The sequence below is a fragment of the Rhodoferax sp. MLSD5-FHT05B10 genome (assembly GCF_058793415.1).
The window spans coordinates 17,742-32,386 of sequence record NZ_JBXAFT010000006.1 but is presented as its reverse complement, the minus strand read 5'-3'; the positions used below and the strand labels follow the sequence as shown (position 1 = coordinate 32,386).

Here is a 14,645-nt window from a genome sequence, read left to right as displayed (position 1 = left end):
CATCCAAACTGGTTGAAAACAGGCTGTTTGTTACAAACAGTCACGCCCCTTTGTTGTTTCAAATCAAACTACAGGTAGTGTCTGAAGGGTATCGTGCACACCATAGGTAGTGTTTACGATCCAAAAACCCGGGAGACGCCCATGCAAAATACCCTGATCACCCTGCCGCGCGAGGTCCTCAAGCGCGGCGGCCAACGCGCGCCCTTCGACGCCGACAAAATCCTCTCCGCGCTGGTGCGGGCCGGCGCCGCCAGTGGCGAATTCGGCGCCGACGAAGCCGCCCTGCTGTGCGCCCAGGTGGTGAAGGTGCTGATCCACCGCTTCCACGGCCAGGCCCCCGCCATCGAGCAGATCCAGGACGTGGTGGAGCAGACCCTGATCGCCGCCAACCACTTCCAGACGGCGCGCGCCTACATCGTCTACCGCGAACGCCACGCCGCCCTGCGTTCGGATCGCCAGACCCTGGTGAATGTGGAGTCGTCCGTCAACGAATACCTGTCGCGCGCCGACTGGCGGGTCAACGCCAATGCCAACCAGGGCTATTCGCTGGGCGGGCTGATCCTGAACGTGTCGGGCAAGGTCACGGCCAACTACTGGCTCTCGCACGTCTACACGCCCGAGATCGGCGAGGCCCACCGCAGCGGCGACCTGCACATCCACGACCTGGACATGCTCAGTGGCTACTGCGCCGGCTGGTCGCTGCGCACGCTCCTGCACGAGGGCCTGAACGGAGTGCCCGGCAAGGTGGAGGCGGGTCCGCCCAAGCACATGTCCTCGGCGGTGGGCCAGATCGTCAACTTCCTGGGTACGCTGCAAAACGAATGGGCCGGCGCGCAGGCGTTCTCGTCGTTTGACACCTACATGGCCCCCTTTGTGCGCCAGGACCGCATGGACTACGCCGCCGTGCGCCAGTGCATCCAGGAGCTGGTCTACAACCTGAACGTCCCCTCGCGCTGGGGTACGCAGACGCCGTTTACCAACCTCACCTTCGACTGGAATTGCCCCGAGGACCTGCGCGAACAGGTGCCGGTGATCGCCGGCGTGGAGATGCCGTTCTGCTACGGCGAGCTGCAGGCTGAGATGGACCTGATCAACCGCGCCTACATCGACGTCATGACCACGGGCGACGCCAAGGGCCGGGTCTTCACCTTTCCCATCCCCACCTACAACATTACGTCCGATTTCCCCTGGGAGAGCGAGAACGCCGCCGCGTTGTTCGAGATGACGGCCAAGTACGGCCTGCCCTATTTCCAGAACTTCATCAATTCCGAGCTGGAGCCCAACATGGTGCGCTCCATGTGCTGCCGCCTGCAGCTGGACCTGCGTGAGCTGCTCAAACGCGGCAATGGCCTGTTTGGCAGCGCCGAGCAGACCGGCAGTCTGGGCGTGGTAACCGTCAACTGCGCCCGCCTGGGCTACCTGCACGCGGGGGACGAACCGGCGCTGCTGGCCGCGCTGGACCGTCTGCTGGAGCTGGGCAAGCAGAGTCTGGAAACCAAGCGCAAGCTGATCCAGCGCCTGATGGACCAGGGCCTGTTTCCCTATACCAAGCGCTACCTGGGCACGCTGCGCAACCACTTCTCCACCCTGGGCGTGAACGGCATCAACGAGATGGTGCGCAACTTCAGCGCCGACCGCCACGACATCACCAGCTCCGAAGGCAAGGCCCTGGCCGTGCGGTTCCTGGACCATGTGCGCGCACGCATCGTCGCCTTCCAGGAGGAAACCGGCCACCTCTACAACCTGGAGGCCACGCCGGCCGAAGGCACCACCTACCGCTTCGCCAAGGAAGACAAGAAGCGCTGGAGCGCCATCCTGCAGGCCGGTACGACCGAACGGCCCTACTACACCAACTCCTCGCAGTTGCCGGTGGGGTTTACCGACGACCCCTACGAGGCACTGGAGCGGCAGGAAGAGCTGCAGTCCAAGTACACCGGGGGCACCGTGCTGCACCTGTACATGGGCGAGCGCCTCTCCAGCGGCGCGGCCTGCCGCGACCTGGTCAAGCGCGCGCTGACCCGCTTTCGCCTGCCCTACATCACGGTTACGCCCACCTTCTCGATCTGTCCCACCCACGGCTACCTGGCCGGCGAGCACCCGTTCTGCCCGGTGTGCGACGAGGAACGCCTGGCCGCCAAACGCCTGGCGCTGGCGGCCTGAGCCTTGCTTTTTCAACCCCCCAAAGGAGACCTTCCATGACCGCTATTTCCACCACCGAGATGACCGCCGTGAACCGCGCTGCCGTGCAACTGACCGACGCCGAGCGCCAGCCCTGCGAGGTCTGGACCCGCGTCATGGGCTACCACCGTCCGGTAGCCAGCTTCAACATCGGCAAGCAGGGTGAGCACCAGGAGCGCCAGTTCTTTGCCGAACAGCGCTGTGCGGACTGAGAGCGCGCCGGCTTCTTCCGCCGCGCGGCATGCGCAGGCCGATGCTGCCGGCCTGCGCGTGGGCGGCCTCACCCGGCTGACCAGCATCGATTTCCCTGGCCGGCTGGCGGCGGTGGTGTTTTGCCAGGGCTGCCCTTGGCGCTGCGGCTACTGCCACAATCCCGACCTGCTGGACGCCGGCGCCGCCACCGGTTGGAGTTGGGACCAGGTGCTGGCCTTTCTGCAGACGCGCCAGGGGCTGCTGGACGGCGTGGTGTTTTCCGGTGGCGAGCCGACCCTGCAGGCCGCCTTGCCGTCGGCACTGGCCGCCGTGCGGCGGCTGGAGTTCCAGACCGCCCTGCATACCGGCGGCATGTACCCCGAGCGGCTGGCGGCGGTCCTGCCGCTGCTGGACTGGGTGGGGCTGGACATCAAGGCTCCCCTGGACCGCCACGACGCCCTGACCGGCACCCCGGGCAGCGGTCCGCGTACTCGCGACGCGCTACGTGCCCTCCTGGCCAGTGGTGTTGCCTATGAATGCCGCACCACCTGGCACCCCGGCCTGTTTGGCGCTGACGCCTTGCAGGCGCTGGCGGATGAGCTGGCCGCCCTGGGCGTCACCCATTGGGCGCTGCAGGAGTGCCGGGTGCCGGAGGGTATGCCATTTGCCATCTCTTCGGAGCAGATGGCGCATTTATCCGCGCAATTTGCACATTTTGCCGTGCGGCGGGCCTGAAGGCCCCCACTGATCCCGCTGCGCTCGCCCTGGCGCGGATACCTGCCGTCCGGCCGATCGGGCGCCTGCCGGGGCCGCTGGCCGGCATATTTCAGGTTCGTGTCAACCGTTTTGGGGCGCCGCGCGTCATATTGCCCAGCGGATGCCAGAAAGCGCCAGCACGTTGGAACAGAGGCTGACCGGCTTTGAAAGTATCTATTTCTTTCATTTTGACCAGTTGATATGCACAAAGAGATGATCAAGGTACCTGAAAAAGGCACTTACCAAGGACAGTTGTTCGACTATTGGGCGGACGAGTACCGCCATACCAATGCCGACCACTCTGCCTACATTGCGCTCAATTTCGCGGGCGTCCTGGACGCGTGCCGCTCCAAGCTCTACGCGCTGATGCAGTACCACCGCCAGCATCTGGCCGACAAGAACGGCGCTGACCGCCACAGCCGGGCCATCGCCCGCCTGCAGAACACCATGAGCGGTGCGGCCATGTCGTACGAGAGCTGCTTTCAGCGGCATTGAGCCGCCGGCACATCAGTCGATCGACACCACGCGCAGCACCGCCTGCGCGTAGGCTTCCAGCTTTTTGGCGCCAATGCCGCTGATTCCCTGCAGGTCGTCCAGGGTTTGTGGGGCCCGCTTGGCAATCGCTGCCAGCGTGGCGTCGTGAAAAATCACGTAGGCGGGCAGGTTGTGCTCCCGGGCCACCTCGGCGCGCCAGGCTTTTAAGGCGGCATAGCGCTCCAGCCCCGCACCGTCCAGCGCAATCGGCGCCTTGATCGCCGCGGAACCCGCGCCGGAGCGCCGCTTGCGGTCCGCCGGCGCCGAGACCGATTCGCGCAACTGCACCGACACCTCCCCCTTCAGCACCGCCCGTGACTGCTCCGTGAGCTGCAGCGTATTGAACGCCTGGGCGTCCACCGCCACGGCGCCCATAGCAATGAGCTGGCGCAGCACGCCGCGCAGCTGCAATTCGCTAAAACCGGCACCGATGCCAAAGGTGCTCAAGGCCTCATGGCCGTACTGGGTGACTTTTTCGGTGGTCTTGCCGCGCACAATGTCCATTACGTGGCCGGCGCCAAACGCCATGCCGCTGGACTGTTGGATGCGGTAGATGGTGCTGAGCAGCTTGCGCGCGGCGTCTGTGCCGTCCCACACCGCCGGCGGGTGCAGGCAGTTGTCGCAATTCCCGCAGGGTTGGCTGGCCTCGCCGAAGTAACTGAGCAGGCGCACCCGGCGGCAGTCGGTAGCCTCGGCCAGGGCTAGCAGCGCGTCGAGCTTGCCGCGCAGGGCCTGCTTGAAGGCATCGGCCGCCGGGCTTTCGTCGATCATGCGGCGTTGGTTGACCACGTCCTGCAGGCCGTAGGCCATCCAGGCGTCGGCGGGAAGGCCGTCGCGCCCGGCCCGTCCGGTCTCCTGGTAGTAGCCTTCGATGTTCTTGGGCATGTCCAGGTGGGCCACGAAGCGCACGTCGGGCTTGTCGATGCCCATGCCAAAGGCAATGGTGGCCACCATCACCACGCCTTCCTCCCGCAGGAAGCGGTCCTGGTGCTGCTGGCGCAGCTTGCTGTCCAGCCCGGCGTGGTAGGGCAGGGCGTTGATGCCCGCTTCCACCAGCGTCTCGGCGATCGACTCCACCTTCTTGCGCGACTGGCAGTACACGATGCCGGCGTCGCCCTCGTGTTCGCGGGCGATGAAGCGCAGTAGTTGCTGCGTGCCGTCGGTCTTTTCGACGATGGTGTAGCGGATGTTGGGGCGGTCAAAGCTGCTGACGAAGGCCCGCGCGTCCTGCAGCTGCAGGCGCTCCAGGATGTCGGCGCGGGTCAGGTCGTCGGCCGTGGCGGTGAGCGCCATGCGCGGCACGCCGGCATAGCGTTCGTGCAGCACGGTCAGCGCCCGGTATTCGGGTCGGAAGTCGTGGCCCCACTGGCTGACGCAGTGCGCCTCGTCAATGGCAAACAGGCTCAGCTGGCCGCGCTCATGCAGGGAATCGAGCTGCGCCAGGAACCGTGGCGTGGTGACGCGCTCGGGGGCGGCGTACAGCAGCGTGATGTCGCCGCGCAGCATGCGCTGCTCCACCTGGTAGGCCTCGTCGCTGCTCAGGGTGGAGTTGAGAAAGGCGGCGCTCACGCCGGCCTCGTGCAGGGCACCTACCTGGTCGTGCATCAGTGCAATCAGGGGCGAGATGACGATGGTCAGACCCTGCCCCGCACGGGCGCGGGCAATGGCCGGAATCTGGTAGCACAGCGACTTGCCGCCGCCGGTGGGCATGAGCACCAGGGCGTCGCCGCCGTTGGCCACATGCTCCACGATGGCCTGCTGCGGGCCGCGGAACTGGGCGTAGCCAAAGACCTCTTGCAGGATGGCGTGGCAGGTCTGGCGGGTAGGGGAAGAATCGGTTGCTATCAAAACAGGAGCTGGTTACGCACTGTTTTTGCGGGTAAAAGCCGAAAATCGTGCTGAATTCAGGGGGCGCCCCGGGCGCCAAGACCCTATTGTCGGGCAAGTGATCCGTTGGTACCCTGGCGGCGGATTTCTTGCGTGCACTAAAATGCGGCCTTCCCAAGGGGCGCTGCAGCGGCCAGGTACCGGTCTACCGGATCACCACAGGCTGCCAGGCTTGGGTTTGTCAACGGCGCTCACTTGTTTGCACTACAAGGTGAGCCGCTTCGCATGAAACCCGTAACTTACACCCGCGCCCAGGCGCTGCCCGGCATTCTGGCCAACCGCATCGCCATCCTGGACGGCGCCATGGGCACCATGATCCAGCGTTTCAAGCTGAACGAGGAGCAGTACCGGGGTGAGCGCTTCAAGGACTATCCCCGCGACGTCAAGGGCAACAACGAACTGCTGAGCCTGACCCGCCCGGACGTGATCACCGACATCCACGAACGCTACCTGGCTGCCGGCGCCGACCTGATCGAGACCAACACCTTTGGCGCAACAACCATAGCCCAGGCCGACTACGGCATGGAAGACCTGGCGGTGGAGATGAACCTGGCCTCGGCGCGCCTGGCCCGCGCCGCCTGCGACAAATACAGCACGCCGGACAAGCCGCGCTTCGTGGCCGGTGCCGTGGGCCCCACGCCCAAGACGGCCAGCATCAGCCCCGACGTGAACGACCCTGGCGCGCGCAACGTCACTTTCGAGGAACTGCGCAAGGCCTATTACGAGCAGGTGCAGGCGCTAGTCGAAGGGGGCTCCGACGTGCTGCTGGTGGAGACCATCTTCGACACGCTCAACGCCAAGGCGGCGCTGTTCGCCATTGACGAATACTTCGAGGCCAGCGGCGAGCGCCTGCCCCTCATCATCAGCGGCACCGTGACCGATGCCTCCGGGCGCATCCTCTCCGGCCAGACCGTCACCGCCTTCTGGCACAGCGTGCGCCACGCCCAGCCGCTGGCCATCGGCCTGAACTGCGCCCTGGGCGCGGCGCTGATGCGCCCCTACATCCAGGAGCTCAACCGTGTGGCGCCCGACACCTTCATCAGCTGCTACCCCAATGCCGGCCTGCCCAACCCCATGAGCGACACCGGCTTCGACGAGACGCCGGACGTGACCGCGCGCCTGGTGCACGAGTTTGCCGCCGAAGGCTTGGTCAACATCCTGGGCGGCTGCTGCGGCACCACGCCGGACCACATCGGTGCCATCGGCCGGGCCGTGGCGCCGCTGGCCGCGCGCGCGTTGCAGCGCAATTTCTTTTACACAGAAGCGGCCTGATGGCGGCTCTACCGGTGACCCACATGTCCACAACGCCCATTTCCCCCATGCTGCTGTCCGGTCTGGAGCCGGTTGTCATTGACGCCCAATCGCTGTTTGTCAATGTCGGTGAACGCACCAACGTCACGGGCTCCAAAGCCTTTGCCCGCATGATTCTCAACGGCGAGTACGAGCAGGCGCTGGCCGTGGCGCGCCAGCAGGTGGAGAACGGCGCCCAGATCATCGACATCAACATGGACGAGGCCATGCTCGACAGCCACGCGGCCATGGTGCGCTTCCTCAACCTGATTGCCAGCGAACCCGATATCTCCCGCGTGCCGGTGATGATCGACTCCAGCAAATGGAGCGTCATTGAGGCCGGCCTGCGCTGCGTGCAGGGCAAGGGCATCGTCAACTCCATCAGCATGAAGGAAGGCGTGGACGCCTTCAAGCAGCAGGCCAAGCTGGTGCGCCGTTACGGCGCCGCTGCCGTGGTCATGGCGTTCGACGAGCAGGGCCAGGCCGACACCTACCAGCGCAAGATCGAGATCTGCGAGCGCGCCTACCGCATCCTGGTCGACAAGGTGGGCTTTCCGCCCGAAGACATCATCTTCGACCCCAACATCTTCGCCATCGCCACCGGCATCGAGGAGCACAACAACTACGCGGTGGACTTCATAGAGGCCACGCGCTGGATCAAGCAGAACCTGCCGGGTGCCAAGGTGTCGGGCGGCGTGTCCAACGTGAGTTTCTCCTTCCGCGGCAACGACCCGGTGCGCGAGGCCATCCACACCGTGTTCCTGTACCACGCCATCCAGGCGGGCATGGACATGGGCATCGTCAACGCCGGCATGGTCGGCGTCTACGACGACCTGGAGCCCACCCTACGCGAGCGCGTGGAAGACGTGGTGCTCAACCGCCGCCCCGACGCCGGCGAGCGCCTGGTGGAGATTGCCGAGACCGCCAAGAGCGGCGCCAAGGACGACAGCAAGAAGCTGGAGTGGCGCGGCACGCCGGAGCACCCCGCCTCGGTCGGCCAGCGCCTGAGCCACGCCATGGTGCATGGCATCACCGACTTCATTGTGGAAGACACCGAAGAGGCCTACCAGGACGTGCTGGCCAAGGGCGGGCGCCCCCTGCACGTGATCGAGGGCCCGCTGATGGACGGCATGAACATCGTGGGCGACCTGTTCGGCCAGGGCAAGATGTTCCTGCCGCAGGTGGTCAAGAGCGCGCGCGTCATGAAGAGCGCCGTGGCGCACCTGATTCCCTATATCGAGGAAGAAAAACGCCAGGACGAGGCCGCCGGGCGCGATGTGCGCACCAAGGGCAAGATCGTGATCGCCACCGTCAAGGGCGACGTGCACGACATCGGCAAGAACATCGTCACCGTGGTCCTGCAGTGCAACAACTTCGAGGTGGTGAACATGGGCGTCATGGTGCCCTGCCACGAAATCCTGGCGCGGGCCAAGGTGGAGGGCGCGGACATCGTCGGCCTGTCGGGCCTGATCACGCCCAGCTTGGAAGAGATGCAGTACGTGGCTGGCGAAATGCAGAAGGACGACTACTTCCGCCTCAAGAAGATCCCGCTGCTCATTGGCGGCGCCACCACCAGCCGCGTGCACACCGCCGTGCGCATCGCCCCGCACTACGACGGCCCGGTGGCCTACGTGCCCGATGCCTCGCGCAGCGTGGGCGTGGCGCAAAGCCTGCTGAGCGAGCAGGCCGCCCAGTACATCGACGAGCTCAACGCCGACTACGCGAAAGTGCGCCACCAGCACGCCAACAAGAAGCAGGTGCCCCTGTGGCCGCTGGCCCAGGCGCGCGCCAACAAGACGGTGGTGGACTGGAGTCGCTACACGCCGACGGTGCCCAAGTTCATCGGCCGGCGCGTGTTCAGGAATTTCGACCTGACGGAGCTGGCCAAGTACATCGACTGGGGCCCGTTCTTCCAGACCTGGGACCTGGCCGGGCCGTTTCCGGCCATCCTGAAAGACCCGGTGGTGGGCGAGGAGGCGGTGCGGGTGTATGCCGACGGCCAACGCATGCTCAAGCGGCTGATCGAGGGACGTTGGCTCACCGCCAATGCCGTGGTGGCCCTGTACCCGGCCAATGCGGTGGACGATGACGACATTGCTTTCTACACCGACGAGTCGCGCACCGAGCGGGCCATGACCTGGTACGGCCTGCGCCAGCAGACCGAGAAAGAAATCGTGAACGGCGTGCAGCGGCCCAGCCGTTGCCTGGCCGACTTTGTGGCGCCCCGTGGCGTGGCGCCCGACTACGCCGGCATGTTCGCCGTGACCGCCGGCATTGGCGCCGACAAGAAGGAAAAATACTTCCTGGACGACCACGACGACTATTCCGCCATCCTGCTCAAGTCGCTGGCCGACCGCCTGGCGGAAGCCTTTGCCGAGGCCCTGCACCACCGTGTGCGCAGCGACCTGTGGGGCTATGCCCCGCAGGAGGCGCTGGGCACCGACGAGCTGATTGCCGAGAAGTACCGGGGCATCCGCCCGGCACCGGGGTATCCGGCGTGCCCGGACCACAGCGTCAAGAAGGACATGTTCGCCTTGATGCACTGCGAAGAAATCGGCATGGCGGTGACCGACAGCCTGGCCATGACGCCGGCGGCCAGCGTGAGCGGCTTCTACATCGGCCACCCGGACAGCACCTACTTCAGCGTGGGCCGCATTGGCCAGGACCAGGTGCAGGACCTGGCCCGCCGGCGCAACCTGAACCAGGACGAATTGCAGCGCCTGCTGGCGCCCAACCTCTGAAACACATTGGCGGGCGCTTTACGCCCGTTTACAACTCCGACATCAAAATCTGCGTTTGCGTGTTTACCTTGAGGCCTTCTGCGCGTTGAAGGCGAAAGGAACGATATGAACACTGCAACTTTGGACAAAATCCCGGCGGAGAAGGCCACTTCGGTACGCTACCTGTGGGTGGCCGTGGCCGGCCTGGGGGCAGCGGTACTGGCTTTGGGCGCCGCCCTGGTGCAGGTGCAGACCCATCCCCGGGCCATGGTCGCGGCCGAAACCCTGTCGGTGCCGGCCGAGGTGCGAGCCGCACCGGCGAACGCGGTAGACGCCGCGCATCCGGCGGCTGCTGAAAATTCAAGCCAAAAAGACGCTGTAGCCAAGGTGAAACCTGCGCCAACAGCTACCAAAAAGATAGCAAAAACCAGGGCGGCCCAGCCCGTGCCGCTCCCTCCGGGCCCGGCCGTGGCCGACGCACCGCCACCGCCATGGAGCGCCCCGGCGCCCAAGGCCGTGTGCGCGCGCTGCGGCACGGTTAAAGCCGTGACGCCCCTGCAGCAGGAGGCGGCGCCCAGTGGTCTGGGAGCCATTGCCGGCGCGGTGCTGGGCGGACTGGTGGGCAACCAGTTCGGCGGGGGAGATGGCAAGGCCGTGGCCACCATGGCCGGTGCCCTGGGCGGCGGCTGGGCGGGCAACACGGTGGAAAAACGCATGAAGAAGGAGACCGTGTACCAGGTTGACGTGCGCATGGAAGACGGCAGCACCCAGCGGGTAGTGCAAAACAGCCCGGTGGCGGTGGGTGCCCACGTGACGGTGGACGGCGGCGTCATCACGCCGTAGGGAACCTGACTAGTATGGGGCCTGCCGGGGCCGGATTGGTGACTTTAGTCACGGCCCGGCGGCCCTTGTGTTGGTTAGCGCGTGCTATTATTTTCGCTTACCAGCACAAGGAATAGCGCATGAACAAGGCAGCCGTAGCGCCCAACGCGGCGGACGCTTCGCGAACGGCCCCGGGGCGCCCGGAGAAACAGCGTCTGGGTGATGTGCTGGTGCAGCAGCGCCTGATTTCGCAGGAACAGCTGCAGCAGACGCTGGAGCTGCAGCGCCAGACCGGCAAGAAGGTGGGCCGCCTGCTCATCGAGTCCGGCGTCATTACCGAAGAATTGCTTGCCAACGGCTTGGCGCGCCAGTTGCGCATTCCGTTCGTCAATCTCAAGACCTTCCCGTTTCGGGCCGATGTGGTCAAGCTCTTGCCCGAGTCGGCGGCGCGGCGCTTTCGGGCGCTGGTGCTGGAAGACAAGGGCGACCTGCTGCTGGTGGCCCTGGGTGATCCGCTGGACCTGTTCGCCTATGACGAGCTGACCCGCATCCTCAAGCGCCCCATTGGCATCGCCGCGGTGCCCGAGAGCCAGCTGGCGCCGGCGTTTGACCGCCTGTACCGGCGCACGGAGGAAATCAGCGGCCTGGCGCGCGCCCTGGAAAAAGACCTGGGCGACGCGGTGGACTTCGGCGAGTTGTCTGCCAGCGTGGGCATCGAAGGCGCACCGGTGGTGCGGCTGCTGCAGTCGCTGTTTGAAGACGCCATGCAGGTGGGGGCGTCCGACATCCACATCGAACCGCAGGAAGCGGGGCTGCAGGTGCGCGTGCGGGTGGACGGCGTGCTGCAGACGCAGACCCAGGCCGACAAGCGCATCGGGGCGGCACTGGCCCAGCGCCTCAAGCTCATGGCCGGGCTGGATATTTCCGAGAAGCGCCTGCCGCAGGACGGTCGTTTCAGCGTGCGCCTGAAGGACAACACCATTGACGTGCGTCTGTCCACCCTGCCCACCGCCTATGGCGAGTCGGCCGTGATGCGCCTTCTGGTGCAGGGCGGCGGCATGCGCCGCCTGGACAGCATCGGCATGCCGCCCTACATGCTCAAGCGCTTTCGCGAAATCCTGGGCCGCAGCGCGGGCATGGTGCTGGTCACCGGCCCTACCGGCTCCGGCAAGACGACCACGCTGTATGCCGCGCTGGCCGAGGTCAACGCGGCCGAGCTAAAAGTCATCACGGTCGAAGATCCGGTGGAATACCGCCTGCCCGGCATCACGCAGGTGCAGGTTAACGAAAAGATTGACCTGACCTTTGCCCGGGTGCTGCGCGCCACGCTGCGCCAGGACCCCGACGTGATCCTGGTGGGGGAAATGCGTGACCCCGAGACCGCGGAAATCGGTATGCGCTCGGCCATCACGGGTCACCTGGTGCTGTCCACCCTGCACACGCGCGACGCCATGAGCACGCCGTTTCGCCTGCTGGACATGGGGGTGCCGGCGTTCATGGTGGCCACCTCGTTGCAGGCGGTTATTGCCCAGCGGCTGCTGCGGCTGAACTGCCCGGAGTGTGCCGAGCCCCACGCGCCCACGGCGCAGGAACAGGCCTGGCTCGATGGCATGCTGGCGCCGGGGCAGACCCTGGTGTCCCAGCGGGGCCGGGGCTGTTCGGCCTGCAACGGCACCGGCTACGCCGGGCGTCAGGGCGTCTACGAGTTGCTGGAGATGGATGCCGCGTTGGCGCACGCCGCGTCGCACGCCGACCCGGCCGCCTTCCTGCGCACCGCCCGCGAGCGCATGCAGGGCCACACCATTGCCTACCACGCGCTGGAACTGGTGCGCCAGGGACGCACCTCGCTGGCCGAGGCGTTGCGCGTGGGGTTTGACCTTGACGACATGGAAAAGCAGGGCTAACGCGCCATGGCACTGTACGAATGGCGCGGGCGCAACAAGCGCGGTGAAGCAGTCCAGGGGCAACTGGAGGCCATGACCGAAGGAGGCGTTGCCGATCAGCTCAGCGCCATCGGGGTGGCCCCGGTGCACATCGCCCTGGCGCCGGTGGCTGAAGAAGGCCAGGCCGAAGGCTGGCTCGACCGGCTGACCCGCAAACCCGTGGTGCCGGAAGACATCATGGTGTTTTCGCGCCAGATGTACACCCTGAACAAGGCGGGGGTTCCGATCCTGCGGGCGTTTGCCGGTTTGCAGGCCTCGGCCACCAAGCCCGCCATGGTGGAAATGCTCAAGGACATGCGGGCCAGCCTGGACCAGGGGCGCGAGCTGTCGGCCGCCATTGCCCGCCACGCCGACCTGTTTGGCGCCTTCTACATCGCGATGATCCGGGTGGGCGAGATGACCGGCCGGCTGACCGAGGTGTTCTTGCGCCTGAACGAACACATGGAGTTTGAGCGCGACGTGCGCGAGCGCATCAAGCAGGCCGTGCGCTATCCCATATTTGTGCTGGTGGCCATGGCAATCGCCGTGGTCATCCTCAACATCTTTGTCATCCCGGTGTTTGCCAAGGTGTTTGCCGGTTTCAACACCCAGTTGCCGCTGATCACCCGCGGGCTGCTGGCGTTTTCGGGCTGGATGCTGGCCTGGTGGCCCTTGCTGCTAGCGCTGGTTTTTGTCTCGGTGGTGTTGGTCCGGGGGTACCTGCGCACGCCCGAGGGACGCTACCGCTGGGACGCCCGCAAGATCAAGCTGCCCATCGTGGGCGAGATCATCCTCAAGGCCACGCTGGCCCGCTTCGCGCGCAGTTTTGCGCTGTCCAGCCAGAGCGGCGTGCCGCTGGTGCAGGCGCTCACCGTGGTGGCCCAGACGGTGGACAACGCCTACATTGGCGGCTGCATCGAAGAAATGCGCGATGGCATCGAACGGGGCGAAAGCATTTCGCGCTGCGCGGCGGCCACCGGGGTGTTCACGCCCGTGGTGCTGCAGATGATTGCGGTGGGGGAAGAAACCGGTGAGCTCGACGCCCTGCTGTTTGAAATTGCCGGCATGTACGAACGCGAGACCGACTACAACATCAAAGGGCTGTCCGCTGCCATCGAGCCCATCTTGCTGGCCGTCATTGCGGTGCTGGTGCTGCTGCTGGCGCTGGGCGTGTTCCTGCCCCTGTGGAACATGGGTCAGGCGGCCATGGGTCGGGGCGGCGGCTAGGCGTGCCCGGTTCCGTCGTGCGTTTCTCTGAATCCGAATCGGCGCCGCTCTGGAGCCGGCGACTGACCGAGTGGAGCCTGCTGGTGCTGGTGCTGGGCGTGGTGGTCTGGGCCTTTGGGCGCCAAGTGCGCGTGGTGCAGGGCATGGGTGAGCGCGCTGCCGTGCAGTCCACCCTGGGCGCGGTGCGCACCGCGCTGGTGATCGACCACATGCAAGCCAGTGTGCGGCCGGCGAGCACGGGTGGTGTGGTGCGGCAGAACAACCCTTTCTTGTTGCTGCGCAGCATTCCAGCCAACTACGCCGGGGTGGTTGCCCGGGCCAACATGGTGACGGTTGCTCCGGGTAACTGGGTGTTTGATCCGGGTTGCGTGTGCTTCGGCTACCGTTTGCTGTACCCACAATGGCTGGAAAGTCCGGTGGACGCAGAGGGGGTTTGGTTTCGCATCGAGTCCACGGCCGGCCCCATGCAGGTCACGCCGATGGAGCGCTACCTGTGGCAAGGGGTGGTGGTGGATTGAATTCGGGGGGCGCAAAATGTGCGATTTGTGCCGAATTTGTGAACTATTGCAGGTACTTAACGCGTCATTTTGATGCGAAATATGACGTTGCGGCACTAAAATCTGGGCGGAATACCCCGACAGGGTGCAACGTTGGAACTGAGTATGTTGGTCGGGTGTAGTGGATTTTTAACTTAAAAGGCAAATGACATGAAGCAAGTACAACGCGGTTTTACTTTGATTGAGTTGGTCATGGTGATCGTGATCCTGGGCATTTTGGCGGCAGTGGCGATTCCGAAGTTTGTGGATCTGAAGGGTGATGCGCAAACTGCTGCCACTCAAGGTGTTGCAGGCGGCATGTCTTCCGGAATGGCCATCAACTACGCTGCGCGCAGCATATCGACCAGCAAGGGCGTTGCTGTTGCTGACTGCAATACTCCCGCCGTTATGCAGGGGGGCGCACTGCCTACAGGTTACGCCATCACGGCTAAAGCAGTGGCTGCGGGTGTCAGTGATTCGACCTGCGTTCTCACTGGACCCAGCGCGAGTTCGGCTACTTTTACAGCCATCGGTATCAACTAAGTAGTAGTTTCTTTTTCAAAAAAGGCCACCCAAACTGG

General features: G+C 65.2%; 12 protein-coding genes and 1 riboswitch. Of the genes, 11 read left to right on the top strand and 1 reads right to left on the bottom strand.

The window, feature by feature from the left end; genetic code table 11:
- Positions 1 to 141: 141 nt before the first annotated feature.
- The 4 genes from AC1Q5W_RS10815 to AC1Q5W_RS10800 all read left to right on the top strand — a co-directional run bounded on the left by AC1Q5W_RS10815 (position 142) and on the right by AC1Q5W_RS10800 (position 3,621).
- A complete protein-coding gene (locus AC1Q5W_RS10815; RefSeq protein WP_492644639.1) occupies positions 142 to 2,160 on the top strand; it encodes a ribonucleoside triphosphate reductase in 2,019 nt (672 codons plus the stop codon).
- Positions 2,161 to 2,195: 35 nt separating this feature from the next.
- Positions 2,196 to 2,390 (top strand): anaerobic ribonucleoside-triphosphate reductase, encoded by a 195-nt coding sequence (nrdD, locus tag AC1Q5W_RS10810; protein ID WP_492644640.1) that lies wholly within the window; start codon positions 2,196 to 2,198, stop codon positions 2,388 to 2,390.
- 52 nt (positions 2,391 to 2,442) lie between these two features.
- Entirely contained in the window at positions 2,443 to 3,105 is a 663-nt protein-coding gene (locus AC1Q5W_RS10805; protein WP_492704191.1) for an anaerobic ribonucleoside-triphosphate reductase activating protein, read from the top strand.
- Between the two features lie 222 nt (positions 3,106 to 3,327).
- Positions 3,328 to 3,621 (top strand): hypothetical protein, encoded by a 294-nt coding sequence (locus tag AC1Q5W_RS10800; protein ID WP_492644642.1) that lies wholly within the window; start codon positions 3,328 to 3,330, stop codon positions 3,619 to 3,621.
- A 12-nt stretch (positions 3,622 to 3,633) separates the two neighbouring features.
- Here the strand turns inward: AC1Q5W_RS10800 and recQ are convergent, their stop codons facing one another.
- On the bottom strand, positions 3,634 to 5,508 hold the full coding sequence (recQ, locus tag AC1Q5W_RS10795) for a DNA helicase RecQ (RefSeq protein ID WP_492644643.1): 1,875 nt from the start codon (positions 5,506 to 5,508) through the stop codon (positions 3,634 to 3,636).
- A gap of 149 nt (positions 5,509 to 5,657) precedes the next feature.
- A riboswitch (S-adenosyl-L-homocysteine riboswitch) is annotated at positions 5,658 to 5,747 on the top strand.
- 25 nt (positions 5,748 to 5,772) lie between these two features.
- Between recQ and AC1Q5W_RS10790 the strand changes: the two genes are divergently transcribed.
- From AC1Q5W_RS10790 to AC1Q5W_RS10760, 7 genes are all read left to right on the top strand, one after another.
- Complete coding sequence (locus AC1Q5W_RS10790; protein ID WP_492644644.1) at positions 5,773 to 6,819, top strand: homocysteine S-methyltransferase family protein; 1,047 nt, start codon at positions 5,773 to 5,775, stop codon at positions 6,817 to 6,819.
- A 23-nt stretch (positions 6,820 to 6,842) separates the two neighbouring features.
- Positions 6,843 to 9,578 (top strand): methionine synthase, encoded by a 2,736-nt coding sequence (metH, locus tag AC1Q5W_RS10785; RefSeq protein WP_492644645.1) that lies wholly within the window; start codon positions 6,843 to 6,845, stop codon positions 9,576 to 9,578.
- Between the two features lie 105 nt (positions 9,579 to 9,683).
- The gene (locus tag AC1Q5W_RS10780; RefSeq protein WP_492644646.1) at positions 9,684 to 10,400 is read left to right on the top strand and encodes an outer membrane lipoprotein; all 717 of its coding nucleotides are present in this window, start codon (positions 9,684 to 9,686) and stop codon (positions 10,398 to 10,400) included.
- Between the two features lie 119 nt (positions 10,401 to 10,519).
- A complete protein-coding gene (locus AC1Q5W_RS10775) occupies positions 10,520 to 12,283 on the top strand; it encodes a GspE/PulE family protein (RefSeq protein WP_492644647.1) in 1,764 nt (587 codons plus the stop codon).
- Positions 12,284 to 12,289: 6 nt separating this feature from the next.
- A complete protein-coding gene (locus tag AC1Q5W_RS10770; protein ID WP_492644648.1) occupies positions 12,290 to 13,528 on the top strand; it encodes a type II secretion system F family protein in 1,239 nt (412 codons plus the stop codon).
- A gap of 2 nt (positions 13,529 to 13,530) precedes the next feature.
- Positions 13,531 to 14,046 carry a hypothetical protein gene (locus tag AC1Q5W_RS10765; RefSeq protein ID WP_492644649.1) on the top strand — a complete coding sequence of 172 codons (516 nt, stop codon included), beginning with the start codon at positions 13,531 to 13,533 and terminating at the stop codon, positions 14,044 to 14,046.
- A 189-nt stretch (positions 14,047 to 14,235) separates the two neighbouring features.
- Complete coding sequence (locus AC1Q5W_RS10760) at positions 14,236 to 14,607, top strand: pilin (RefSeq protein WP_492644650.1); 372 nt, start codon at positions 14,236 to 14,238, stop codon at positions 14,605 to 14,607.
- Positions 14,608 to 14,645: the final 38 nt, after the last annotated feature.